The sequence below is a fragment of the Paenibacillus sp. HB172176 genome (genome assembly GCF_011947265.1).
Taxonomy (GTDB): Bacteria; Bacillota; Bacilli; order Paenibacillales; family Paenibacillaceae; genus Pristimantibacillus.
On the sequence record NZ_JAATHD010000002.1, the window covers coordinates 422,133 to 446,992 of the forward strand.

At 52.2% G+C, this 24,860-nt stretch carries 24 protein-coding genes; all 24 read right to left on the reverse strand.

Translation table 11 applies throughout. From position 1 onward, the window contains the following. Nucleotides 1-1,839, reverse strand: a complete 1,839-nt coding sequence (gene dnaG, locus HFP08_RS04435; protein ID WP_168119291.1) for a DNA primase — start codon at nt 1,837-1,839, stop codon at nt 1-3. Between the two features lie 54 nt (nt 1,840-1,893). Next, nucleotides 1,894-2,364 (reverse strand): YaiI/YqxD family protein, encoded by a 471-nt coding sequence (locus HFP08_RS04440; RefSeq protein ID WP_168119292.1) that lies wholly within the window; start codon nt 2,362-2,364, stop codon nt 1,894-1,896. Nucleotides 2,365-2,402: 38 nt separating this feature from the next. Then, nucleotides 2,403-3,221: a pyruvate, water dikinase regulatory protein gene (locus HFP08_RS04445; RefSeq protein ID WP_168119469.1), complete on the reverse strand. Its 819-nt coding sequence runs from the start codon at nt 3,219-3,221 to the stop codon at nt 2,403-2,405. 74 nt (nt 3,222-3,295) lie between these two features. Next, the gene (gene glyS / locus HFP08_RS04450) at nt 3,296-5,377 is read right to left on the reverse strand and encodes a glycine--tRNA ligase subunit beta (RefSeq protein WP_168119293.1); all 2,082 of its coding nucleotides are present in this window, start codon (nt 5,375-5,377) and stop codon (nt 3,296-3,298) included. Beyond that, nucleotides 5,370-6,257: a glycine--tRNA ligase subunit alpha gene (gene glyQ, locus HFP08_RS04455; protein WP_168119294.1), complete on the reverse strand. Its 888-nt coding sequence runs from the start codon at nt 6,255-6,257 to the stop codon at nt 5,370-5,372. The genes glyS and glyQ overlap by 8 nt, the downstream gene beginning before the upstream one ends. 592 nt (nt 6,258-6,849) lie before the next feature. Next, nucleotides 6,850-7,593, reverse strand: a complete 744-nt coding sequence (gene recO / locus HFP08_RS04460) for a DNA repair protein RecO (protein WP_168119295.1) — start codon at nt 7,591-7,593, stop codon at nt 6,850-6,852. Nucleotides 7,594-7,664: 71 nt separating this feature from the next. Further along, complete coding sequence (locus HFP08_RS04465) at nt 7,665-7,820, reverse strand: YqzL family protein (protein ID WP_168119296.1); 156 nt, start codon at nt 7,818-7,820, stop codon at nt 7,665-7,667. Nucleotides 7,821-7,928: 108 nt separating this feature from the next. Continuing rightward, nucleotides 7,929-8,852 (reverse strand): GTPase Era, encoded by a 924-nt coding sequence (gene era, locus HFP08_RS04470; protein ID WP_168119297.1) that lies wholly within the window; start codon nt 8,850-8,852, stop codon nt 7,929-7,931. Further along, entirely contained in the window at nt 8,849-9,259 is a 411-nt protein-coding gene (cdd, locus tag HFP08_RS04475) for a cytidine deaminase (protein WP_168119470.1), read from the reverse strand. The genes era and cdd overlap by 4 nt, the downstream gene beginning before the upstream one ends. Before the next feature lie 47 nt (nt 9,260-9,306). Then, the gene (locus HFP08_RS04480) at nt 9,307-9,654 is read right to left on the reverse strand and encodes a diacylglycerol kinase family protein (RefSeq protein WP_168119298.1); all 348 of its coding nucleotides are present in this window, start codon (nt 9,652-9,654) and stop codon (nt 9,307-9,309) included. Then, complete coding sequence (gene ybeY, locus HFP08_RS04485; protein ID WP_168119299.1) at nt 9,654-10,151, reverse strand: rRNA maturation RNase YbeY; 498 nt, start codon at nt 10,149-10,151, stop codon at nt 9,654-9,656. Before ybeY ends, HFP08_RS04480 begins: the two co-directional genes overlap by 1 nt. After that, on the reverse strand, nt 10,152-12,392 hold the full coding sequence (locus HFP08_RS04490) for an HD family phosphohydrolase (RefSeq protein ID WP_168119300.1): 2,241 nt from the start codon (nt 12,390-12,392) through the stop codon (nt 10,152-10,154). Nucleotides 12,393-12,447: 55 nt separating this feature from the next. After that, a complete protein-coding gene (locus HFP08_RS04495) occupies nt 12,448-13,416 on the reverse strand; it encodes a PhoH family protein (RefSeq protein WP_168119471.1) in 969 nt (322 codons plus the stop codon). A gap of 12 nt (nt 13,417-13,428) precedes the next feature. Further along, nucleotides 13,429-14,622 carry a sporulation protein YqfD gene (gene yqfD / locus HFP08_RS04500; RefSeq protein ID WP_168119301.1) on the reverse strand — a complete coding sequence of 398 codons (1,194 nt, stop codon included), beginning with the start codon at nt 14,620-14,622 and terminating at the stop codon, nt 13,429-13,431. 20 nt (nt 14,623-14,642) lie between these two features. Beyond that, the gene (yqfC, locus tag HFP08_RS04505) at nt 14,643-14,921 is read right to left on the reverse strand and encodes a sporulation protein YqfC (protein ID WP_168119472.1); all 279 of its coding nucleotides are present in this window, start codon (nt 14,919-14,921) and stop codon (nt 14,643-14,645) included. A 580-nt stretch (nt 14,922-15,501) separates the two neighbouring features. Beyond that, entirely contained in the window at nt 15,502-16,029 is a 528-nt protein-coding gene (locus tag HFP08_RS04510; protein ID WP_168119302.1) for a hypothetical protein, read from the reverse strand. Nucleotides 16,030-16,068: 39 nt separating this feature from the next. Further along, on the reverse strand, nt 16,069-17,067 hold the full coding sequence (floA, locus tag HFP08_RS04515) for a flotillin-like protein FloA (protein ID WP_168119303.1): 999 nt from the start codon (nt 17,065-17,067) through the stop codon (nt 16,069-16,071). 53 nt (nt 17,068-17,120) lie between these two features. Next, nucleotides 17,121-18,539, reverse strand: coding sequence for an NfeD family protein (locus HFP08_RS04520; RefSeq protein WP_240941076.1), 1,419 nt, complete (start codon nt 18,537-18,539; stop codon nt 17,121-17,123). Between the two features lie 122 nt (nt 18,540-18,661). Then, nucleotides 18,662-19,105 (reverse strand): GatB/YqeY domain-containing protein, encoded by a 444-nt coding sequence (locus tag HFP08_RS04525; RefSeq protein WP_168119304.1) that lies wholly within the window; start codon nt 19,103-19,105, stop codon nt 18,662-18,664. 14 nt (nt 19,106-19,119) lie between these two features. Next, nucleotides 19,120-19,293, reverse strand: a complete 174-nt coding sequence (gene rpsU, locus HFP08_RS04530; protein ID WP_005547957.1) for a 30S ribosomal protein S21 — start codon at nt 19,291-19,293, stop codon at nt 19,120-19,122. Nucleotides 19,294-19,391: 98 nt separating this feature from the next. Continuing rightward, nucleotides 19,392-19,736 carry a histidine triad nucleotide-binding protein gene (locus HFP08_RS04535; protein ID WP_168119305.1) on the reverse strand — a complete coding sequence of 115 codons (345 nt, stop codon included), beginning with the start codon at nt 19,734-19,736 and terminating at the stop codon, nt 19,392-19,394. A 129-nt stretch (nt 19,737-19,865) separates the two neighbouring features. Then, a complete protein-coding gene (locus HFP08_RS04540; protein WP_346768718.1) occupies nt 19,866-20,177 on the reverse strand; it encodes a hypothetical protein in 312 nt (103 codons plus the stop codon). Between the two features lie 115 nt (nt 20,178-20,292). Further along, nucleotides 20,293-20,913 (reverse strand): hypothetical protein, encoded by a 621-nt coding sequence (locus HFP08_RS04545; RefSeq protein WP_168119306.1) that lies wholly within the window; start codon nt 20,911-20,913, stop codon nt 20,293-20,295. Nucleotides 20,914-20,962: 49 nt separating this feature from the next. Beyond that, the gene (addA, locus tag HFP08_RS04550) at nt 20,963-24,856 is read right to left on the reverse strand and encodes a helicase-exonuclease AddAB subunit AddA (protein WP_206109174.1); all 3,894 of its coding nucleotides are present in this window, start codon (nt 24,854-24,856) and stop codon (nt 20,963-20,965) included. Nucleotides 24,857-24,860 lie beyond the last annotated feature (4 nt).

The window sequence follows — 24,860 nt, forward strand, 5'->3', positions numbered from 1 at the left end:
TCATCCAAGCCCATTCTTCAGCTGTTTCTCCAGAGTTATAATCTCAAGTCCTAATTGCGCTGCCGCCAAAGCGTCGCCAGCTCGTTCAGCCCTTACCATGTCTTCTTTCTTGCGGGCAATTTCCCGCAGCTTGGGCACTTTCATAATGGATTGTATAAAATCATTCATGATCGCCTCATCGAATGGAAAGTCGCTGTCCATCATTAGAATGGAAGTTGCCGTCTCCTCCAGGCGCTCGTCATGCAGGGTACTGATAAATCTCGAGGCATCCGAATCATAGCCCTGCGCGTAGTAGGCGTATAAATAGGCGGCAATTGCCGCGTGATTCTCTACATTGAACGAGTCGCCCATCCGTTCGTGAACGGCTTCCGCAATCTCTCGGTCGCGCATCATGACATGCAGCAATCTCCGTTCAGCATACGTGTAAGCCGGTTGCAGCGTAGGCGCACCGGACGTACGGCGCTTTTCATTCCTACCATTATTCCACGAATTGTCGTTATTATCCCCTTGAGGTTTCTTTTTTTGCAGCTCGATTCGAAACCCGTGGCAATCCTGTTTCAAAGCATCGAGCGATATATCGAACTCCCGGGATAATTCTTTGAGATAGACTTCTCGCTCCGTCGAGGAATCCACATGCGCGACAATCTCTACCGCTTCCATCAGATAATTTTTACGACCTTCTTCTTTTAGCAGTATATGGTTTTTCCTCGAATATATAAGCTTAAATTTTGTAATGGACACAGGCTCGTCAATAATATTCCTCAAGAAATCATCCGGACCGTATTCGCTTATATAATCATCGGGATCCTTCCCTTTGGGCAGCATGGCAATCAATACCTTGAGCCCGGCAGCTTCCAGCAGCGCAATCGATTTCAGGGCTGCAGCTTGTCCGGCATCATCGCCGTCATAGCATATCAACACCTCGTCCGCATGCCTGCCGAGCATCGCGCAGTGCTCTTCCGTCAGCGCCGTTCCCATTGTAGCGACTCCGTTATTCACGCCCGCGCTCCAAGATTTGATCACGTCCATGTAACCTTCGAATAGAACAACCTGCCTCTTCTTGCGAATGGCTGCCTTTGCGTGATGAAGATTGTAGAGCAGCCTGCTCTTGGTGAACAGCATGGTCTCTGGAGAATTCAAATATTTCGGCTGACCTTCGTCCAGAATTCTTCCCGCTAGAGCTGTAGCCTTCCCATTCTGATTCCACAAAGGAAACATGACGCGTCCGCGAAACCGATCGACATAACCGCTTCCGTCGGATTTGGCCGACAATAATCCGCCTTTCTCCATCAAAGCCAGATCAAAACCTCTGCTTGATAAGAAACGAGTTAACACATCCCATTCGTCAGGCGCATAGCCAATCATGAAATGATCAATCAGCCGATCGGAGAGACCTCTATCTCTCAAATAGCGCTTGGCTTTATCTCCTTGCTTGGTGTTGCCCAGCAAATAATGATAAAACTTGATCGTGAGTTCATGCGCTTCTATGAGCTTCTGGCGATTCGGATCCTGTGCGTCTCTATCCCCGTCAGGCGTTGTCCAGCTTATCGGTATTTCGGCCTCTTCAGCCAGTACCCGAACAGCCTCGGGAAAGGAATATCCCTCCATTTCTTCAATAAATCGAATCACATTGCCGCTTTTGCCGCAACCGTAGCAATGAAATATCTGCAGCTCTGGCGTCACGGTGAAGGATGGGGTTTTCTCGGAATGAAACGGACATAGTCCTTTCATATACTTGCCCTGCTTAGAGAGATGAACGTACTTCCCGACCGTTTCAACTATGTCATGACGTTTGCGAACCATGTCTATGACTTCTTCCGGAATTTTTCCGTATGTCATCGTTCATCACCTTCACTCTACTTACACATAAGCTTAGATTTTAAATAATATTCGCTATACGTCATGTTTCTCCTGCTCAATCGCCAAAACTTTTGTCAACTTTTGTTGAAAAGTATGGCGATCTTCCTCCGTCATCGCTTTGGGCCCTTTTGTCCGGCCTCCCGCTCTGCGCTTTCGAGCCGCCTCATGCCGCTTCTCCATCAAATAATCGATATTGTCATCGGTATATGGCTCTCCTCTCGGAGAAAGAACGACGGCTCCTTTGCCAAGGGCCATGCAGGCAAGACCGTAATCCTGGGTAACAAGGATGTCGCCGGCAACTATTGCGTTCATGATATGAAGATCCGCCGATTGGCTGCTGCGATCCACTTGCGCGATGCGAACGCCTTCCTGCTCTTGCAGCCGGTGATCATGCGAAGCTACCATGTAGACGGGAACGCTGAATCGCGCCGCTGTCGCAATAATTTCCGATTTGACGGGACAAGCGTCCGCATCCACTACAATTGTTCTTTCCGATCGTCTCATACGAATCACCGCTCGCTGATAAAATTCCGATGTCGTTATTAATGCTTTCTGACATATTCCATAATAAGGCTTGCTGTTTCCTCCACCGCCCGATGCGACACATCAATAACGACGCAGCCCAGCTCCTTCATAATCGTCTCGGCGTACTGAAGCTCTTCTTCGATTCGCTTCGTGGTCGCGTAAGCGGCTGTGTTCGGCAGACCCAGCGCTTTGAGCCGCTCCTTCCGAATCACGTTCAAATATGTCGTGTCGATCGTGAGTCCCACTATCTTGCCTCTCGGCAGCTTGAACAACTCGTCGGGAGGTTTAATCTCGGGCACCAGCGGCACATTAGCGACCTTGAATTTCTGATGGGCAAGATACATCGACAACGGCGTTTTCGATGTTCGGGATACGCCTACAAGCACAATATCCGCCTTCATAACGCCGGAAGTATCTCTTGCGTCATCATATTTGACCGCAAACTCAACCGCCTCGACCTTGCGGAAGTAATCCGCGTCGAGCACATGATTAAGCCCGGGCTCCTGTCTTGATTTTCTTCCGGTCCGATGCTCCAGCGTCTCGATGAATGGACCCAGAAGATCAATTGCGGTTACGCCGCTAGCCTCGGATAATCTTCTCATCTCGTCGCGAAGCTTGGGCTTCACAAGCGTGTAGAGCATAATCGCATGGGAGCGCTTCGCCATTTCCGTCACGCGCTCCAGCGCCGCTTCGTCCATAATGAACGGCGCGCGCCGAATATCGGCGTGAATTGGATGGAATTGCGCGATTGCGGCTCTGACAACAAGATCGCCCGTGTCGCCCGCCGCATCCGAAACCACGTATACAATGACATCCGCCGACTGTTTCACCGTCATCATCGACCAACCACCCGCTCTCATCTATATGGCATTCGAATTCTACTCCTGTAAGTGCTGCTGCGAGACTTCACTTACCAAACGAGCTTTGAGAAATCCGCCACGACAGCGACATCGCTCGCGATTGCCGCAAGCATGGCCAATCGATTGCTGCGAAGCTTCTCATCGGGAGCCATAACCATGACCTGATCGAAGTACGCGCTTATTGCAGGCTTGAGAGCGGACAGCAGCTGAAGCGCCGTTTCCATCTCACGCTTGGCAATCGCCTCTTGAAAGCTGTCTCTTTGAGAGGTCCATGCGTTGTACAGCTCTCTTTCCGCCGCTTCCTCGAACAACGACGGATCGATACCGGAACGAGACGCCTTGGAAGCGAGATTAGACACCCGGTTGAAGGCTTCCACGACAAGCTTGAACTCCGCCTTCGAAGCGCCAGCCGCTTGCGTCTGAACGGCAGCCGCCCTTGCAGAGGTCAAAGCGAGATCCAGAATGCCCGCCGCCATTACCGCGTCGACGACATCGTAACGAATGCCCTGCTCCGACAGCCAGTTTTTCACGCGCAATCCGAAAAATTCGATCAAATCCTTGCGAATTTCGTCGCTGCCGCGCTTCATGCCGCGACTTTCATGCACGGCGAGCGCCGCGTCATACAATTCGTCAAGACCAAGCTTCATTTGGAAGGCAAGCAGGATTTGAACAATTCCCATCGCTTGTCTGCGCAGCGCGTAGGGATCCTGCGAGCCTGTCGGAATAATGCCGATGGAGAAGCAGCCGACAATCGTATCCATTTTATCCGCCAGACTGACAATCGCCCCCGTCCATTCGGATGGCACGTTATCACCCGAGAATCTCGGCTGATAATGCTCGTTGATCGCTTTCGCGACCGCTTCGTCTTCGCCGGCTTTGCGTGCATAATCCTCGCCCATGATGCCTTGCAGCTCGGGAAATTCATAGACCATCTGGGATACGAGATCGAATTTGCAGATGGAAGCGGCGCGCACGATCGCGGCAATCTCGCCATCTTGAAGCTGCAGCTTCTTCGCAATCCGCTCGGCGATCGCCGTCGTTCTTCTTACTTTATCGCCAACGGAGCCAAGCTCTTCATGATAAACAATCTTCTCCAGTCGGGCCAGCGCACTGTCGATCGTCAGCTTGTGATCCTCTTCGTAGAAAAATTTGGCATCGGACAATCTGGCGCGCAACACCTTCTCGTTGCCCTTGGCTACCAGCTCTAGCGAACGAGTGTCCCCGTTGCGCACCGTTACAAAGTACGGCAGCAGCTTGCCCTTCTGATCAAGCACGGGGAAATAACGCTGATGCTCTCTCATTGAAGTAATAAGCACCTCCTGCGGAATGCCAAGGAAGCTTTCTTCGAAGGTTCCATACAGGGCGCTCGGATATTCGACAAGGAAAAGCACTTCTTCAAGCAAATCGTCCTTGATGGCGATCGTCCATCCCTTGGCATCCTTCAGCTCGTTGATTTGCTTCAGGATCATGGCCTCCCGCTCCGCCACATCTACGATAACATGCTGCTCGCGCAGCTTCTCTTTGTATTCGGAAGGACTTCCAATGACCGTGTTCTCGCCGAGGAAGCGATGGCCCCTCGAGCTGTTGCCCGTGCTTACGCCGGCGATTTCGAATGGAACCACTTCCTCGCCGAACAAAGCAACCATCCAGCGAATCGGACGCACGAATCTAAGCTCATGGCTGCCCCAGCGCATATTTTTCGGGAAGGACATCGATGTGATCAAGGAGGACAAGCCGTCGGACAAGAGCTCGTACGTATTCGCGCCGACGCTGCTCTTGCGAGCATATACATATTCCACGCCCGCCAGCTCGGCGAAATACAAGTCCTGCGGCTCTACGCCCTGACTTCTTGCGAAACCAAGCGCGGCTTTGCTCCAATTGCCTTCGGCATCAAGCGCGATTTTGCGGGAAGGTCCCTTAGCCTCCTCGTTGCGGTCCTCCTGCTTCTCGGCGAGCTCGCGAACAAGAATCGCAAGACGACGAGGCGTCGCGAAGGCTTCCACGTTCTTATAGGTCAGGCAAGATTCCGAAAGCCATTTCTCGGCTTTATCCTTCAATTGATTCATCGCGCCTCGAACAAAACGCGCCGGCACCTCTTCCAGCCCGATTTCCAGCAATAAATCCTTAGCCATTGCTCTCCACTCCTTTCTGCAACATCGGGAAGCCGAGCCTCTCGCGCTCCTCCAGATAAGTAGCCGCGCATTGCTTCGCCAGATTGCGGACACGGTTAATATAACCCGTTCTCTCCGTTACGCTAATCGCGCCTCTCGCGTCAAGAAGATTGAACGCATGGGAGCATTTCAGCACATAATCGTATGCGGGGAATACCAAATGCTGATCCATCGTACGCTTTGCCTCTTCTTCGTACATGGAGAATAATGAGAATAGCATAGCGGCGTCCGACGTTTCGAAGGTATACTTCGAATGCTCGAACTCAGGCTGAAGGAACACATCGCCGTACGTCACGCCGTCCACCCATTCGAGCTCGAACACATTATCCTTCTGTTGAATATAGGAAGCGAGCCTCTCCATCCCATACGTAATCTCGACGGCAACCGGACTCGCGTCAATGCCGCCAACCTGTTGAAAGTAGGTGAACTGGGTAATTTCCATGCCATCCAGCCATACCTCCCAGCCAAGTCCCCAAGCGCCCAGCGTCGGCGCCTCCCAATTATCTTCGACGAATCGAATATCATGATCCTTGGCATCGATTCCGAGTCTGCTGAGACTTTCCAGATAGAGCTCTTGAATATTGTCGGGAGATGGCTTTTGAATAACCTGAAATTGATGATGCTGATACAAGCGGTTCGGATTCTCTCCGTAGCGCCCGTCCGCCGGACGGCGCGAAGGCTCCACATACGCGACATTCCACGGCTCCGGTCCGATTGATCGCAGGAAGGTCATCGGGTTCATCGTGCCTGCGCCTTTCTCTACATCATAGGGCTGCACCAGAAGACAATTCTGTTCGGCCCAGAATTGTTGAAGCGTTAAAATCATTCCTTGGAAATTCATGAACACATCGACTCCTCTTCTCTCATCTATTGTCTTCTACGGATGTTTATCCGGCACCGGGCATTTCGGCAAATGAGCAAAAAACTCTCATCCCTACGTCTGCTGCCAGACATAGGGACGAGAGCTGTATCCCGCGGTTCCACCCTACTTGATTATCTTATAGAGGTTGTTCAAAAAGTCCGCTTTTGATCACGAAGTATCCCGAGAAGTCTTTTCGACATCGAATCTTGCATTCAGCCGAAACAAGCATATGCTTACGAAGCGATGCTTCCTACGGAAACATTTCCGTTGCTCACGTAGTATCCACTACGAGCGGATGCTTACGAAGTACGTTTCTCACGAAACGTTTTAGCTACTCAGTTTCTAGCTATATACAAGCTTCTCGGTGCTGAAAACCGAACTTTTTGAACACGCATTTATAGCAAGATAATCCTCTTTTTTCGCAATGACTCCAGAGCGCCTTCGTCATAATGGTCCTCTCCGGGCTTGCACTGTCCCCGATTCGCTGAGCTTGTCGACACATTAGGCCTACTTTTCTCTTTCACCGTCATCTATCCATAATGTGTTATTCTATGCTTTCCAAGTCAAATTGTCAAATCAATTTCTCGATCTGGTCCAGGAAGCTTCGCGATTTCATTGGAATGGCCAGTTGAGCGTCCATCAGTCCACGCATGCACTGCTTTAATTCCGCCTTCGTCTCGGGCTTCACGTTAATATCGCCCAACCTGCGCATATCCATTCTTGCGAACAATCTCAGCAGCTTATGCGCGCCTTCCCCGACAGGAAGGGCAAACGTATCTCTCGCCATGCATCTCGAGCATAGAACGCCGCCCGAATGACAGGACAGCTTGAAAGGTCCGACCCGATTGCCGCAATGCATGCATTGTTCAAGTTCCGGCAAATAACCCGCCAGCTCCAATATCCGCATTTCATAAAGATGCAGCACAATCTGCGGATCCTTCCCTACTTGCAAGGCTTCCAGGCAAGCCTTGAGCTGTTCGAAATAAAAGCCGCTTGGTTCCTCCTCCTGCAAGGTTCGATCCGTCAACTCGGCGGCATATGCCGCATACGCGGAAAGCTCCAGCTTCGTACGCAAAACATGGTGAGACTCGATTATCTCACCATGATTCAAGGTTCCAAGACCTTTATTGCGGAAATATTGAAATTCTCCGTATGTAAACGGCTGAGCCAAAGAGGAATGCCTGCTTTTCACCTTTTTGGCTCCCCGAACCAGAATGCCCGTTTTGCCGTTTGACTTCGTCAGCAACGTAATAATTTTGTTGTTCTCCCCATAATCCATGCCGCGAAGGACAATGCCTTCCGCTCGATGAAGCATTTCGGCGTCTCCCCCATGAAATATCCGATAAGATAGTCATTCCTTATTGTTTGATACCATGAAACTGGCTGTTAAAGCTCCTGTTCGTCCATAGGCGCAATTTCTTCATCTCTTCCTTGCAAGGAATCCGGGTGGTCGTTCACCCCGTACTGATTCATTTCTTTGTAAAGCATGAAGGATTCGACATCCCCGGTCAATGTGAAATACTTCCACGAAAAATCTCGCATTCGTATTCATCCCTTTCCGCCTCGGAAATGCTGCTCCAGACGTTATTAGGATACGACCATTACCTCCGGGCTATCCTTAGAAAATAACGACAATTGAGAATCTCATTCTCAGTCGTGACGGAAGCCGAGATCCTTCAGCACGCGCTCCTGATTGCGCCAATCCTTCTTCACCTTCACCCAAAGCTCCAGAAAAATTCGGGAACCGAGCAGCGCTTCAATATCCTTGCGAGCTCCTTTGCCGACTTCCTTCAGAAACTCGCCGCGCTTCCCGATAATAATGCCCTTCTGGGAATCGCGTTCCACGAAAATGACTGCGCCGATATACACGACGCCATTGTCCTGCACGCGCATATCCTCAATCGACACCGCGATGGAATGGGGAATTTCCTCTCTCGCCATATGCAGAATCTTCTCGCGAATGAGCTCCGCGCATACGAATTGCTCCGGATGATCCGTAATTTGATCCGCCGGATAATATTGAGGGCCGGTCGGCAAATAACGTGAGAGTTGTTCCAACAAAGTCGATACATTATTGCCCTGCAATGCCGAGATCGGTATAATCTCCGCAAACTCATGGAGAGCGCTGTATTGCGTAATCATCGGCAGCAGCTGCTCCGGCTCGATCTTGTCAATCTTGTTCATGACGAGAAAGACCGGCGTCTTCACCTTCTTAAGCTGTTCGATAATATAGCGGTCGCCTCCGCCCAGTCCCTCCGAAGCGTCGATAAGGAACAATGCCGCCTCCACTTCCCTAAGCGCGCTCTCCGCAGTCTGCATCATATAATTGCCAAGCTTCGATTGCGGCTTATGAATGCCCGGCGTATCCAGGAATACAATTTGCAGCTCGGGCGTTGTATATACGCCGTGAATCTTATTTCGCGTCGTTTGGGGCTTGTCTGACATAATCGCGATTTTCTGACCGATGAGATGATTCATTAAGGTCGATTTCCCTACATTCGGCCTTCCGATAATCGCTACAAAGCCCGATTTGAACGCTTTCTTCTGTGTATCAGATCCCTTTGATTCTTTCATGAATGAGGTTGTTCTCCCTTTGTTAATGATATTGGCGTGAAAGCTCCCGGAAGCAGCTGTGATACCGTTGAAACTTCGAAATCTCCCTGCAGGTTGCTCATAATGACCGGCATATCCGGATCGCAAAGCTCGACCATCACCTGCCTGCATACGCCGCATGGCGTAATCGGCGCCTCCGTATTGCCGATAATGGCAATCGCCTGAAAGCTTCCCGCCTTCTTGCCATCGGCAATCGCGCGAAAGAGGGCGGTGCGCTCGGCGCAATTGGTTGCTCCATAAGCCGCGTTCTCGATATTGCAGCCATGATGAACGCCGCCCTCCGCATCCAGAAGCGCGGCTCCGACATGAAACCTGGAATAAGGCGCGTAAGCACGGTTCATCGCTTCCTCCGCCGCTTTCACAAGCATTCGATCCCCAGGGGAAAGCGCTGCTGCGTTCAAGCTATCCACTCCTCTCACCAGATATGCTTGCCGAATATAAGCAAAGCAATAATAACCGCGCCGATTGCCGTCAGCAGCACGGCTCCTGCCGCGATATCCTTCGCTTTTTTCGCAAGCGGATGTATCGCAGGGCTCGCCAGATCAACCGTTTGCTCGATAGCCGTATTGACAAGCTCGGCGGAAATGACCATTGCCATACAAAGAATAATTAAAGACCACTCGATCGTATCCAAGGCTAGAATGAATCCGGCGACGACGACCAACAAAGCCGCAAGCATATGAATGCGCATATGGCTTTGCGTCCGAATCGCATAGGAAATGCCCTCAAGCGCCAGACCAACACTTCGAGCAAACTTCTTCATCAGCGGGTAAGGCCAGCCTTCAGAAGCACTTGCTCCTGCTTCGCCGTCATTTCCGATTCCGATTGCTCGTCCCCATGATCGTAACCGATCAAATGCAAGAAGCCGTGCACGAACAGAAAGCCGATCTCGCGCTCGATGGAGTGACCGTATTCCTCGCTTTGAGCAACAGCGCGATCTACGGAAATAATAATGTCGCCCAGCATGCCGGAGATCGGGTCCGGTTCATCCTCGCTCTCGACTTCGAATACAATGTCGAGCTCTTCGACGCCGTCATCCTGCATCGCGAAGGACAGCACATCCGTCGGACGGTCGATTCCCCGATATTCCTTGTTCAGCGCGTGAATGCCTTCATCATCTGTGAAGGTCAATGCGACCTCGCCCCTATCCATACCTTCCGCTTCTCCCGCCAACTGCAGCAGCTCTTCCAGCTTCTCAATCCAGTTGTCGGGAATTTCCAGCTTCTCTTGCTCATTGCTCCAATCCAAATGCAGCCCCATCTATTCAGCTCTCTCCTTTGCTTTTACATCCTCCGGGTATTCGATCCTGGAGTGGAATATGCCGATTACGCTTTCTTTAAGCGATTGGGCTATTTTATCCAATTCCTTCAGCGTCAAGTCGCATTCATTATACTGATTGTCGTCCAGCCGGCTCTTGATAATCTTCGCGATCATCGCCTCAACCTGCTCTACCGTTGGATTTCTGAGGCTTCGAACCGCCGCTTCCACACAGTCAGAGATGCCGACGACCGCCGCTTCCTTCGATTGCGCCTTTGGTCCGGGATATCGATAATCATCCTCCGTGAAAGCTGCCTCCTTCCCTTCCTCCTCTGCTTGCTTCAACGCCTTGTAATAGAAAAATTTCAAAGAGGTCGTGCCGTGATGCTGCTCGGCAATATCGCGAATCGGCTTCGGAATATTATAGCCCTTCAGCATTTCCACGCCATCCCTCGCATGCGCGACAATAATCGATTTGCTCAATTTCGGGTCAATCGTGTCATGCGGATTCTCGATATTGGACTGATTCTCGATGAAATAATTCGGCCGCTTCGTCTTCCCGATATCATGATAGAAGGAGCCGACGCGGCACAGCAAGCCGTTCGCGCCGATCGCCTCCGCTGCAGCCTCGGACAGATTTCCCACCATGACGCTGTGATGATAGGTTCCCGGCGTCTCCGTCAGCAGCTTGCGCAGCAGCGGATGATTCGGATTCGAGAGCTCCACCAGCTTCAGAGCCGATAGAATGCCGAATGTTATCTCGAAGAAAGGCATCAAGCCGATGACGAGCACAGCGGTTAGCAAACCGCCGCCGAAGGCGAAAGCGACCGAATAGATAAACGGCATTCGGTTCAAATCCTCCGACAGCATCAGCATGGAGATGACCGACACGGAGCCGAACAAGCTTACCATAATGCCGGCTTTCAGTATGGTCGAGCGCTGACTCGCGCGGTAGATGGAGAAAACAGCCGCGAGCGAGATCACCATAATGAAGAAGCCATATTTGAAATCGAAGATTTGATTCTGACTCGTGTTGAGAATAATGCTGCCCATCACCGTGAAGATGAACGAGGCGATAATGGCCAGATGCATGTCCATCAACAGCGTAATCAGCATAGCGCCCAGGGCCGCCGGAGCCAAATAGCCTGCATAAGGCGCGGAGTCGGTCTGAGTCAACGCAATAATCTGGATAATAATAATATTAATCAGGAAGATGAGCCAGAGCATCAGCAGCTGCGCGTTGCTGTATCTCGGCTTTACGCCGTTAATGCCGCCGGATTGATGCAGATACACATACATCACAATCGCGAACATAACCGACATGAAGAACAGTCCGAGCTGCGGCCAATAATCCTTCTTATCCTGCAGAAGATTCGCATCGGACAGCAGCTTATAGGTTTCTGCCGTTATGGTCTCGCCGCGTTTGACGAACACATCTCCTTCCTTAATAATAACGGGAGGCGTGTTCTGTTTCGCTTCCGCCTTGGCTTCATCCGTCGCTTCCTGATCGAGGAACTTGTTCGGCATAATGACAAAGCGCGCGAGCTCCTGCACGATTTCGCGCTCGGTGCGGCTCGACAAGGAGCTCGAATTAACAAGCTCTGCCACTTGGGTGCGCGCCGTCTCGGCCTCTCTAAGCTGCTCGCTGGTAAGCTTCCTTACAATTCCCTTCGCTACATCTCGCATCTCCGACAACTGCTCGGACGTGAGCTGCGGCATCTTATAGAAGGTTTCTTCGGGAATCGTGTATTGTTGATCCTTCGCTTCCGTCGCCATCTCTTCCAGCAAAGAATCGCTGTAAGTGCCGTCACGCTTGTTCGACTTCACGAATGCATCGATATATTCCCCATATTTGCCCGGAATTTCGCTCTTGTAAATATCAATTTTGTTCTCAGTCGTTACTTGATCGTCCTGATTCAATTGTTCGATTCGATACAGTATTTGCTCGACAAGCATTTCATCATGCAGCGCCACGATCGAGTATTTCGGATCAATTCGCTTAGCCGCCTCTTCCTCAGCCAGCCTTGTCGCATTTTCATCTCTAATCTGGAACGGGGCTTTAATATCGTTCTCGCTGATAGAGCCTTCCGCGATATCATAGGTTTCCGGAATTAAATGCGGCGCCAAGCTGAAATAGAAGAGCAGCACGAACATCACCATCAAGAGCCACTTGACGGCGGGGTTCTGCCTCCAGCCCTGCGGTTTCACAGGATGATCTCTCTTGCTTGTCCCAATGGGGTTCATGCAGCAACAATTCCTTTCCCGAGATGATCACGGACGAGACGCTGGCACCAGCGCCTCAGATCTTATTCTCCGCATCCTTATTATAAGCCACGATGATTTGCTGCACCAAGGAATGCCGGACCACATCCTGGTCCGAGAAATGGACCATGCCGATCTCCTCGATATCCTTCAGAATGCGCTGAGCCTCCACGATACCCGAGGTTTTCCCTCTTGGCAAATCAATCTGCGTCATATCTCCCGTTACGACCATCTTGGAGCCGAAGCCAAGTCTCGTCAGGAACATCTTCATCTGCTCGCCGGTCGTATTCTGAGCCTCGTCCAATATAATAAAAGAGTCGTCCAGCGTCCGGCCCCGCATATATGCAAGCGGCGCGATTTCGATCAATCCACGCTCGAGCGCCTTCACGGTCTGATCCGGGCCGAGCACTTCATGCAGCGCATCGTACAGCGGCCGCAAATAGGGATCTACCTTTTCTTGCAAATCTCCGGGCAGAAAGCCCAGATTCTCTCCCGCTTCCACGGCGGGTCTCGTCAGTACGATTCGTTTCACGGAGCCTTCCTTGAGCGCCGCTACGGCGAGCACAACGGCCAGATACGTCTTTCCCGTGCCTGCCGGACCGATCCCGAACACAATGTCCCGCTTTCGAATCGTCTTCACATAATGCCGCTGGCCGATCGTCTTGACGAGTATCTTCTTGCCCCGGAAGGTCGTTGCGATTTCCTTGCTGAACAAATCCAGCAGCTCCTCCGCCTGCATATTCCGAGCCAGATCAAGCGCATAAGCGACATCGCGCTCCGACGGAACATAGCCTCCGCGCACAAGCTTCAGAAGCACTTGATATAATTGCTCGAGAGAATCGACCTCCGCTGCCGGACCTGTAATGACAATCTCGGCTTCACGCGATGATAGGGTTGATTCCACTCCTTCTTGAACGAGCTTGAGCAGCTTATCCTGGGGTCCGAATACGGCTAGTCCTTCTTCCGCATTTCCAAGCTCGACTCTTGCGATTTTCGTCGTTTCTATTGGCAACAATCCTCATTCTCCCTGCATCTGGACTAATGGCATTTCCTTCACGATCGATTGATCCACTTCAAAAAGAACTTTCATATAAACTTTACCATTGTCGGCCTCTTCATGCAAAACAATTTCATCCTGAATGACGGCGTCCTCTCCCGCCTTCTCCATCACATCCGCTCTCGCCTGCAATAGACCGATATTTTTCGCTTCCTCTCCGCTGATCTGCCGATCCTGCATCTCGGATTCCTTGACCGTCTCCTTAAGCCTTCCAATCGGCAACGTGAAGCCTCGCCAGCTTAGCTTCTGCAGCTCTTGAATCGTCTCGCTGGACTCGTAAGACGACTTGCCGAAGCCGCTGACCTTGAGCGCGCGCGACCCGAGGACGAGATGCCAGCTCTTCTTCTGCTCGCCGGTATATACCTTGATCTGCTGCGTCAAGGGCACCTCCACCTTGAATTCATACCATACGAGTCCCCGCACAGTCCCTTCCGCGACGAGCGCGCGGGAATTGCTCTCCGAGCCGATAATGCCGGAGATGAGGGTTTGTCCTTTTTTAACGCGCGCGTTTTTCTTGACAAGGGGCTTGCCCGTTTCCGCGATAATCTGCGTGACGACGGCATCCTCGGAGGCGACGAGATTGCGCGGGCTTTGAAGCTCCTTCTCATCAGGAAGCGACATCTCCACCACTTGTATCCGTACCTTCGTCCCCTTCTTCTCCACGCCGATCCACGTCGTGCCTGGCAGCGCGTTCACCAGATTCCTCGACATGACGTCGGCATCCTTCAGCCGGAAGGACCACTGCATCGGATAGATTCCTTCCTGCTTCGCCGCTTGCAGAACCTGCTCTCTGGTCAGCTTCACATTACCCTCCACGTCGACGCTCCACACGATTGAAGAGAGCATGAAGATGATTGCGAAGAACAAGGCGATTCCGCCGACGAACCATATTCTCTTCTCCGCTCTCGCTAGAGAGAACGGCATTCCTCTGCGCTGAGTTACATGCATGCGGCAACCCGTCTCTCTCAAATAAGGCCTCATGCGAAAAAAGTCGTTCAGCGACAGCTCGAACTGCAGCAATCCCCTGCTTGTCCAGCGAATGGCCGACAAAGCCAGCCCTCCCGCAAGCGCCTTATTCACCAAATCCTCGGGAGCGCCGCCCCGGACCTCGACCACAACGCTTCCTCTCACCCACATAAATCCTTGTCCCTTCATCCCCGTTCCCTCCCCAATCGTCACGGAATAATCTCGATATTCGCAATCACGCCTTCGATGAACACTTCTTCGGTCCAGATCGTTCGTATCACTAAAGAGCTGCCCGTTACCTCCAGCTCGCCTTTGCTTAGTGCCAGCCTGAGCTTGTCGCTGGAGAAATGCTTGACGCCCCGATGGTTCTCGATATAGAGCTGCCGATCGCCGATCATGGTCAGCCGCGGCAAATCATAGACGACGTCCTGGGGCAAATCGAGCAAATCTGCCGTCATCTTGCGAAATTTCCTTTTCAACTGTCGCATTGCCAATCCGATTCCTCCTTAGCGCTTGCTCACTCTGGCAGTACGAAATTCGTGTACTATACCAAATTATGCTGGCCAGCAGGCGATTATGAGATTGCTGCCGATTAGGCGGATAATAATTCGATTCGCCACCCTCCCTTCTGCAAGCTGAAATTTCGATCCACTTCCTTATCTTCTACAAGCTGTAGCTACGGAATTGATGCAAATATACAGGGATTTATCGGATTGCACCTAAATGAGGAACAAATTAATGCAAATATACAGGAATAATGGTGCTAAGCCCCATAAAGAAAACAATCAACAGAAATTGATGGATATCTGCAGGCTTATCGAAGATCTGGTTGGCAACGGGGGCTTAAAACTCGGGAGGGAACCGATATTTCCTGATTTTCGTTCCAGTTAAGGCACTTACCGGGACATCAAGGAAAATACCTCAGGCTGGCGCAGCGAAAAGGCGGTGCAGGGATAACACCCTGTCACCGCCTTTTTTTCCTTTTTGACGTTTCGTACATCAAGCGAGCTGTCTCTAGTAATGCGAGCGAATTTTTTTGAGAAAGCCTCTTTATCGGAGGATTCCCAATCATTTGCGCAGTGATCGTTTGGCTCTGGGCGGACCCAGAACCTCCGACCAGATAACCGCCTCCCTAAGATTGGAGGAAGAAGGTTTCGACAGCCTAAACGAGGACCTCCGAGCGGACGGACTTACAAGCGGCGGCTGTTTTTTCTGGATGGGCTCGCTCATCTTGCCGAACGGCGAACGAGACTTTGTCTCCGTTTCCCGTTTCGGCTGTTCCTCTTGCTTCAACCGGGTACGGTAAACCGTCTGCAGATCTACCTGGCTGTAGCCCTCCTCGTCCCACCGCTGCTGCTCATCAATCTGCTGCGCGCGAGGCTGCGGCCGCGTGGCGCGAGGCTGTCCCTGAGCCGGCTGAAACGGTCCTGCCTCCTTCCGAGCTTGCCCCGGCTTCCCGGCGTCTCCGCCGCTGAAATCGGGCATTCTGCCTTGCGGCTTCGTCCCGCCAGCCGATTTTTTGAACAAGCGGGAGAGAGCGAATAGTATAATGATGACAATGTAAATATTTTTGATCAGGAAATCAAAAATAGCCATGCCTTGCTCACCTCCAATGCGCGAACTTCGCCGCTCATTCTAGCGATGATCCTTAGGATCAATCGAATCATCCTGTTCTCCGATCGAGCTGCGCATCTTCGTATCCGCTTCGATGTTTTTCAAATTCATATAATCCATCACGCCAAGCTTGCCGCTCTTGAGCGCTTCCGCCATCGCCAACGGCACCTGGGATTCCGATTCGACGACTCTTGCTTCCATCTCTACGACCTTCGCTTTGTTCTCTTGCTCTTGAGCGACGGCCATTGCGCGTCTTTCCTCCGCCTTCGCTTGCGCGATCTTCTTGTCCGCCTCCGCTTGCTCGGTTTGAAGATGCGCGCCGATGTTTTTGCCTACATCGACGTCCGCGATATCAATCGACAAGATTTCGAACGCAGTTCCCGCGTCCAAGCCTTTGCCAAGCACTGTGCGAGACATGCTGTCCGGATTCTCGAGCACATCCTTATGCGTTTCCGCGGAGCCGACAGTCGTTACAATCCCTTCGCCGACACGGGCAATAATCGTCTCTTCGCCCGCGCCGCCGACCAGACGGTCGATATTCGCGCGAACCGTCACGCGAGCTTTAACCTTCACTTCAATGCCATTTTTGGCAACCGCGGCTACGACAGGCGTTTCGATGACTCTTGGATTAACGCTCATTTGCACGGCTTGCAGCACGTCGCGACCCGCCAGATCAATCGCGGCTGCGCGTTCGAAATGAAGAGGAATATTTGCGCGCTGAGCAGCTATCAAGGCATTGACAACGCGGTCAACATTACCGCCGGCAAGGAAGTGACTTTCAAGCTGATTAATGTTGATGCCAAGTCCCGCTTTTGTTGCTTTGATCAGCGGATTCACGATTCGATTCGGCACAACGCGGCGCAAACGCATCGCAACGAGTGTAATAATGCCCACTCTGACGCCCGACGCAATCGCGGACACCCACAGCATAATCGGGAAGAAGCTTAAGAATACGCTTAATACAATGACAATCAATACAATGATTAATAATACGGCAACGCCCGCATCCAATCCGAACATAGTTATTTTCCTCCAGTGCTCTTCGAATCGAAGAGGAATATTTGCTTACACACTTACCCTTCTTCCGTAACTTCCTTCACGACAATCCAGGTTCCTTCAGCCTTGATAATCTTAACCGGTCTATCTGCGGCAATGAATTCCCCGGATGTGACAACATCCATCCGCTCTTCCGCGATAAGCGCCGTTCCTGCGGGCCTAAGCGGCGTTATGGATACGCCGACGGCTCCGACAAGCGTCGTCTTCACCTCGGATGACAGATAACCCTCCTCCGATGTCAGCTTATCCTTCAGAATGAATTTGTTCCAGACACCGCGCCCTCTGTTCGTTCTGGCTACGATAATGACAATAACGGTTGCGACCGCAAAAGCAATAACGATCGTTAGAAATCCCGTCATTGGATCAGGAGCCGACATGACTACGCTGGCGATAAGCGCCGCCCCCCCTAATAAGCCTAATATGCCGAAGCTTGGAACAAATAATTCAATAATGAGAAGCACGATCCCGACGACAAAGAGAATGATCGTCTCGATTCCCGCAAGGCCCGAAATATAGGACCCGAAGAAAAACAACCCGAAGCAGATGAGACCCGTTAAGCCAGGCGCGCCGAAGCCGGGAACGATCAATTCAATCGCGATACCCGCAATCCCGAGGATAAGAAGGATGGTCGCAACGATTCCATTCGTCAGAAACTTCGCCACATTCTCCGCGGCCGACGGCTTCACTTCAATCTGTTCTCTGCCGTCAAGCTGAAGCCAAGTGACGACATCCTCAAGTGAGTCCGCCGTATACTCGGAATACCCTACCTTGAGCGCCTCAGAGGCGGTCAACGAGAGAATATCGCCGGCTTTCTTGCTCCTGCCGATCTCCTCAGTCAGATCCACCTCCGCGTTCACATCGGACATGGCCGCAGCAATGGACGGATCTCTGTCATGCAGTCTGGCTGCTTCAGACATTTGCCCGACCCAGAAGGAGACCGTCTTCGGGTTATCGACCAACTCGCCCGAGCCGTCCACAACCGCCGCAGAGCCGATCGAGCTTCCGCTCTGCATCGCAATCTGATCCGCGTTAAGAATGATGTAGGTTCCGGCTGAGACCGCTTTCCCCTCTACGAATGCCGTAATCGGAATATTCTCGTCTCGCAGCAGCTCGCCGATATCGTCTGCGCTGTCGATCCGCCCGCCGTACGTATTCACCACGAGGATGATTCGCTCCGCTTTCGCTTCCCGCGCCTCCTTGAACGCTCTCTTCAGGAAAGCGTACATGGAAGGCTCTACCTCTCCTTTCAACGGAATGACATACACAGCCGGTCCTGCATCCGGAGTGGTCTGATTGGCTGCATCCTGCTCCGAATCAGTCGATACAGCCGCAGAGACAATCGGCGCTGAAGCGATCCCTGCGAAAGCAATGAACAGCATGACTGCCGCAAGTACGGACAGGGCAGCCCTCTTGTGCCGCTTCGTTAATGTAAGCAAGCAAGATCCTCCTTTTCATAATTGCATACCTTACATACGTATGTCGGATTGCCATGTTTCAATATTTACATCATAACACAAAAAAACACCCCGGTAGGGGTGTTTTGAGAGTCCGTTGTTAGCTATTGCAGAAATTGCTGTACGACTTGATTTACTAGTTTACCGTCAGCGCGTCCTTTTGTTTTGGGCATCAGGGCGCTCATAACTTTCCCCATATCGGCTTTGGAAGAAGCACCGAGTTCTTGGATGGTCTGCCTTACTATCTCTTGAATCTCTTCTTCAGTCAGCTGTTCGGGAAGGTATCCACTAATAATTTCAATTTCTGCGGCAAGATCTGACACTAGATCATCTCGGCCGGCTTTTTTGAATTCTTGGAGGGAATCTTTACGTTGTTTGATCTCACGACTTAATATATCAAGCACTTCGCTATCCTCCAGAGGACGCTTCAGATCAATCTCCAAGTTTTTCACCGATGCGCGAATCATGCGAATCGTAGTGAGCTTGAATTTCTCTTTGCTCCTCATGGCATGCTTCATATCATCGTTTAATCGTTCGCTCAGGTTCATCTATAAGGCTCCTCCTAAAACTTTCTCTTACGCGCAGCCTCGGACTTTTTCTTGCGCTTCACGCTTGGTTTTTCATAATGCTTGCGTTTCTTCACCTCAGCCAGAACACCGTCTTTCGCGATGGATCTCTTAAAACGGCGAAGCGCAGCATCAATGGTTTCGTTTTTGCGAACTTTAGTTTCAGACACCAGTTTTCCCTCCCTCCGAAACAGACCGTCCAGAGCTATTACAACACGGTTTATCAAACTTCATTATAAGGCAAACCAAAACCCAGTGTCAACTTTGTCTACTCGGCAAGCAACGGACCTACTTTCTTGCCGCCCAAGAGATGAACATGCAGATGATAGACCACCTGTCCGCCGTCCTTGTTGACATTGTTGATCAAGCGATAGCCCGCTTCGGCAATGCCTTGCTCCTCCGCAATCTGCTTGGCAGTCAGGAACAATTCGCCAATCAATGCTCCATCCTCGGTTTCGATATCATTCATTGTAGCGATATGTTTTTTCGGAATAATGAGAATATGTACGGGCGCTGCGGGCTGAATATCCTGAAAAGCGAGAACGCGCTCGTTCTCGAACACCTTCTTCGAAGGAATGGAGCCTTCGATAATTTTGCAAAACAAACAGTCCATAGGGGCAATCTCCTCACATCGATTCGTATTGACAGCCATTCTTTATATTTTACCTCAAATTGGCATTGCTCGTCCAATAGCGCTCCGCGAACAACAGGCTCGCGCCTGTCGTTCGATCGATGCACATGATTAAAAGTAATAAGGCAATAGGGACAAAGCCAGCAACGAGCCCAGCGGAAACGCTCTGCGGTAAAATCTTCTGCGGGGATAAAACCCGCCATAGCCGCCGAAGCCCCCAAAACCGCCATATGGAAAAAAAGCTCGGCCGTCCCATTCACCAGGACAATAAGGTACAGCGATGCAAACCATTTCATCATCCACATGCTCCACGATGCCGTCAAAGCAGCAGCCCTCGTTCGTCTGCACCATCACATACCGATGCATATGCTTCTCGCACAGCTCCTTCTGCTGCATGGCGGATGCCGCCATAGAATTCTCCAATATTCTCAGCCTCCTGTCACTACAGCATATGCTGGAGTAGGCGGATGGCTACTGCGGACAACCCTGGAAGAATATGGGATATCATGGAGCATTCAGAATCATTTCCGCAAGGCCTTTAATTCGTCGATGTTTGTGTCAACTCGTCTTGAAGCTCCGCCGCTATGTCGAGCCAATTCAATCCGTTGGACAATTGAATGAGCGAGCTTCGATCATCGCCGATATCATAATCGAACTTCGCCAGTACGGCTTTCAAAGCCGTCAACTCCTCCTCCATCGCGGAGAGCTTTGTCAACTCCTCTTCGGTCAATTCGCCTGTTCCAGCAGCAATGGCAAGCAAGCTTGCGACGATCCTGTTTTGCCAATATCCTTCGGCCTCTTCAGGAGCTCCCTCGAAACGGCCGGGCTCTTGTTCGCTTGCCGCCGTCATTAACTGATACAAGCTCATTCTTTCAGGCTGTGCCGCCTTCCCCGCATGCGTAGCGGTCAGTCGGGCTGCGCTGCCCTCCTTCTCGCCGTTCAAAGTGATGATTTCCCGCAAGTAGACTTGCATCTCATCCGCTTGCCGGACACTCTCGGCGAAGTAGTCATAGATCGCTTTGCCCCTCTCGACCGCTTCGTCCCGGGTATGCTGCACATTTTTCGTTAGCAGCAAAATGTTGCAAGTTAAACTCATCACTAACAAAAGCAACGTGATGGGCAACGCGTACCCGCGCCTCTTCTTCCCGTTCTTGTCCACGCTTTTCCCTCCCGCATTTGTTATAAGCTTCACTATTTATCCCTATAACCTATAATTGCACAGATACCGCGCCGTCAAAGAAGAACACGTGGCGTTCAGCCACGCGCCGGCCGATGACGCCTTCAATCGCTTCGCTGTACAGCTCCAGTTGAAAGCGATGGCGTTCGGCCGCTTGTTCCCAGCTCCCGTCTGCAATGCGATCTGTCTTGTAATCAACCAGAATGACGCCTCGCTCGTCCTCGAACAAACAATCAATCACGCCTTGAATGAGAATCGGTTCATTTTCCAACCTGATGTCTGCGGCGGCGTATACTCGGCCGGCGGGAAGCATGCTGTTGAACGGAAGCTCGCGTTCCACCCAGCGCGCTTTTTGGAGTCGCTTGCCAAGCTCGCTTCCCATGAAGGCTTCGACGCTTGCCAGATGGACAGCCTCTGCCTGCTTCTCCGTTATGAGCTTCTTCAAGATCAAGCCCGACAACACCTCTTGCAGCTTCTGCTGGGAAATCGGCTCATGCAGAGGCATGTGCTGCATGAACAGGTGATTCACGGAACCCTTCTCCGCTGCCGTCAATGTTTTTCTTGCCATGAAAGATGGACGTGTCAGGCTTAATGCTCCGGCAGCGCCGTAATCCTCCCGCGAATTGCTTTGCTCGAATAATGGATAAGCATCCGTTGCCGCTTCCTGCTGCAGTCTCTTCATTTCCGTAACCGAGGTTTTGGCGGCGATGCCTGCCGCTTCTTGATACGGATATTCCCATTCCAGTCGTTCTCGAAGCTCATGATCGCGCTCGACATCGTCAAGCTCGGCAAGCGAGCGGATTGCAAGCCATTTCGCTTCCCTGATTTCCGTCTCTGCTTCATTCTCACCATGGAGCGCCGCGGCCGCTTCGACGCCGAATAAGGATTCAGGCAGAATGCGCGCTATCCAGGCCGCCCCGTCAATCGTCGCTTCATTCTCGAACGCCGCGGAGCATATCGGACCCAGCCAGTCAAGGAAGGAACGAGCCGTCGCAATCCGATAATCGGTAATTTGTCCCGCTTGATTCCGCGATGCTCTCCAGTTTTGAAGCTTCTTCTCCGCGTCGGACACGGTTCCGACCAGGAAAAGCTTCTCCTTGGGCCTGGTCAAAGCCACATACAAGATTCGCATCTCCTCGGCGAGCAGCTCCATTCGAAGCGCTTTTCTAATAGCCAGATAGGAGAAGGCGGGATAGCTGATTCGCAGGTCAGGATCAATATAACGCGGACCGAAGCCGAGCTCCTTGTGCATCAGGAAAGCTTTCCTCAGATCCTGCTGATTGAACATTTTGCCCAGCCCTGCCACGAATACGACCGGGAATTCCAAGCCTTTGCTCTTGTGTATGGACATAATGCGAACAACATCCTCTTGCTCGCCAAGCGCTCTTGCCGTTCCCAGGTCGCCTCCGCTGTCGCGCATGCGTTCAATAAACCGCAGGAAACGAAACAGTCCGCGGAAGGAGGTTGCTTCATACTGCCTCGCCCGATCATGCAGCGCTCTCAGATTCGCTTGCCGCTGCAAGCCGCCCGGAAGTCCGCCAACGAAATCATAATAACCGGTCTCTGTATAGATTCGCCAGATGAGATCGACGAGCGAGCCTTGCCGAGATTCAATTCTCCAGCGCTCCAGACTCTCGAGAAAGAGCGCAAGCTTCACGCCTGCCGGCTTGTCCAGCGATTCGTCTCCCGCGGCATGAAGCACCGCGTCGTAGTACGAAGCCTTCGGCGACAGAATGCGAATGCGGGCAAGCTCCTCTTCCTTCATCGCGAACAACGGCGAGCGAAGCACGGAAGCCAGCGGTATGTCCTGATAAGGATTATCGACGACACGCAGCAGCGACAGCATGGTTTCCACTTCAACCGCCTCAAAATAGCCGCTGCTCAGCTCGGCATAAGCCGGTATCTGGCGTTGCTGCAACTCATCGATAATAACCGGCGTCCATGCCTGCGTAGCCCGCAGAAGAATAACGACATCGCGCCATTCCAGCTTGCGCCAGCTTTTGCGGCGCGGATCAAACACCTCTTCGTCCGCATCCATCATCGCTTGCAGTTGATTGGCGATATACCGAGCCTCCAGTTGAACCGTCTGAAGCTCCGAAGCGTTCTCCATCTCTCCGTAGGCGCTCGATCCCGCCTCGACTTCCTGATGATCCGCGGCATCGGCATCCCGGGCTTCCTCATGATCAAGGCCGGTGTCGCCTCCGCGATCAAGCAGCGCAAACTGCACTTTACAGTCGCCTCGCTTCTTAGGCTCAGGATAAGCCGCGCCAGCGACAAGCTCGGCCTTCGGATCATAATCCATCTCGGCGACATTCGCCCGCATAATCGCTCTGAATACCGAATTAACGCCGTCCACTACCTCTTGCCGGCTCCGAAAATTCCGCGCCAGGTCAATCCTTATCCCTGGAGGGTACGATGCGAACTCCGGCGAGCGTGCCGCTTCAATCCTTTCTTCTTGCGCCGCGCGGCTTTCATCGCTCAAGTCGTCGGAATAGGATGGATAGGCTCTGTATTTGCTCAGGAACAAATTCGGCTCCGCCAGTCGGAAGCGATAGATGCTCTGCTTCACATCCCCAACCATGAAACGGTTGCCTGAAGCCCATGCTTCATCGTCCGCCGTTCCTCGCGCTATAAGCGAAATGATTGCCTCTTGCACCATGTTCGTATCCTGGTATTCATCCAGCAGGATTTCATCGAATTGCCGCTGATATTCCACTGCAGCAGACGACGGAACAAGCTTGCCGGGCTCGGATTGCTCGGAACGAAGAATGCGCAGGCAATAATGCTCAAGATCGCCGAAGTCGAGCAAGCCCTTGCTCCGCTTGGCCGCTTCATACCGCTCCCCGAAGTCGATAACAAGCTGAGACAGGGCGGCCATGAGCGGCGCAAGCTCCTGCAGCTCCTCCAGAAACTGCAAGGCTGAACGGCCGAACAGCTCCTCTGTCAAATCGCCGATTATTTTTTTCGCGGCATCTCTTAAGCTCTTCGCTTGTTCTTGCAGTTCCTTGTCGTACTCGTCTCCCCGCGCTGACTTCAAGCGGCCGAAAGCTGCCGCCCGGAAGTGCTGCGGCCAGGAACGCCACGATGAAGCGCGAATCGTTCGCTGCAATTCAAGAATAACAGCTTCATCAGCCTCGAAGTTGTCCGCATAGGGCGCCGGTCCGCCAGGCAGTCGAGTGAGCTCAAGCCCCTGCTCGATTAGAGACTGCGCGCCGCTGAGCGACAAGACGAGGTCCTTGCGAAGCACCTCCGCCCAATTGCTCTGCTCCAGTTCCTCCTCGGAGCCGAGGTTATAGCTTCCCGCCGTCTCCATTAGCCAGTGCTCCGGCCAAGGATGGCTTCGAGAAAATTCATAGAGCTGCTGAACGAGCCGATAAAGCGGCTCATCGCCCTTCTCGCCGCCGAATCGATCCGCCAGCATTAGAAATGCGCCTTTGTCCGGAGCTTCATCGCTGTATCTGTGCTCGAACAACTCGTCCAGCACATCGAGACGCAGAAGCTCGCTTTCCGTCTCATTCGCGATTCGGAAGCCGGGATCAAGCCCGATAAGCGAATAATATCTTCGAATGACATCCATACAGAACGAATGCAGCGTCGTAATTGAAGCTCGTCCCATAAGAGCAAGCTGCTTGCGAAGATGCTCGGAGCCGGGATCGCGATCCAGCTCCTTCTCCAGCGCAATTCGAATGCGATCCTTCATTTCCGCAGCGGCGGCCTTCGTGAACGTAGCTACCAGAAGACGGTCGACATCGGTATTGGAGGCGATCTTCCTGATAATGCGCTCCACAAGCACCGCCGTCTTGCCCGATCCCGCCGCTGCAGCCACTAGCACATTGGAGCCGCTCGTTACAATCGCCTGCCATTGCTCGTCGGTCCACGTGCTCCCGGCTGGCTTCGGGGTTCTATTGCCCATTGGCTGACTCATGACG

Bases quoted from the DNA above. Each gene is read 5' to 3' on its own strand.
- dnaG (WP_168119291.1), bottom strand. From the start codon at position 1,839: ATGACATACGGAAAAATTCCGGAAGAAGTCATAGACATGGTTCGCAAA.
- HFP08_RS04440 (WP_168119292.1), bottom strand. From the start codon at position 2,364: ATGAGACGATCGGAAAGAACAATTGTAGTGGATGCGGACGCTTGTCCC.
- HFP08_RS04445 (WP_168119469.1), bottom strand. From the start codon at position 3,221: ATGACGGTGAAACAGTCGGCGGATGTCATTGTATACGTGGTTTCGGAT.
- glyS (WP_168119293.1), bottom strand. From the start codon at position 5,377: ATGGCTAAGGATTTATTGCTGGAAATCGGGCTGGAAGAGGTGCCGGCG.
- glyQ (WP_168119294.1), bottom strand. From the start codon at position 6,257: ATGAATTTCCAAGGAATGATTTTAACGCTTCAACAATTCTGGGCCGAA.
- recO (WP_168119295.1), bottom strand. From the start codon at position 7,593: ATGCTTCATCGAGCGGAAGGCATTGTCCTTCGCGGCATGGATTATGGG.
- HFP08_RS04465 (WP_168119296.1), bottom strand. From the start codon at position 7,820: ATGCGAGATTTTTCGTGGAAGTATTTCACATTGACCGGGGATGTCGAA.
- era (WP_168119297.1), bottom strand. From the start codon at position 8,852: ATGAAAGAATCAAAGGGATCTGATACACAGAAGAAAGCGTTCAAATCG.
- cdd (WP_168119470.1), bottom strand. From the start codon at position 9,259: ATGCTTGTGAAAGCGGCGGAGGAAGCGATGAACCGTGCTTACGCGCCT.
- HFP08_RS04480 (WP_168119298.1), bottom strand. From the start codon at position 9,654: ATGAAGAAGTTTGCTCGAAGTGTTGGTCTGGCGCTTGAGGGCATTTCC.
- ybeY (WP_168119299.1), bottom strand. From the start codon at position 10,151: ATGGGGCTGCATTTGGATTGGAGCAATGAGCAAGAGAAGCTGGAAATT.
- HFP08_RS04490 (WP_168119300.1), bottom strand. From the start codon at position 12,392: ATGAACCCCATTGGGACAAGCAAGAGAGATCATCCTGTGAAACCGCAG.
- yqfD (WP_168119301.1), bottom strand. From the start codon at position 14,622: ATGAAGGGACAAGGATTTATGTGGGTGAGAGGAAGCGTTGTGGTCGAG.
- yqfC (WP_168119472.1), bottom strand. From the start codon at position 14,921: ATGCGACAGTTGAAAAGGAAATTTCGCAAGATGACGGCAGATTTGCTC.
- HFP08_RS04510 (WP_168119302.1), bottom strand. From the start codon at position 16,029: ATGGCTATTTTTGATTTCCTGATCAAAAATATTTACATTGTCATCATT.
- floA (WP_168119303.1), bottom strand. From the start codon at position 17,067: ATGTTCGGATTGGATGCGGGCGTTGCCGTATTATTAATCATTGTATTG.
- HFP08_RS04525 (WP_168119304.1), bottom strand. From the start codon at position 19,105: ATGAACCTGAGCGAACGATTAAACGATGATATGAAGCATGCCATGAGG.
- HFP08_RS04535 (WP_168119305.1), bottom strand. From the start codon at position 19,736: ATGGACTGTTTGTTTTGCAAAATTATCGAAGGCTCCATTCCTTCGAAG.
- addA (WP_206109174.1), bottom strand. From the start codon at position 24,856: ATGAGTCAGCCAATGGGCAATAGAACCCCGAAGCCAGCCGGGAGCACG.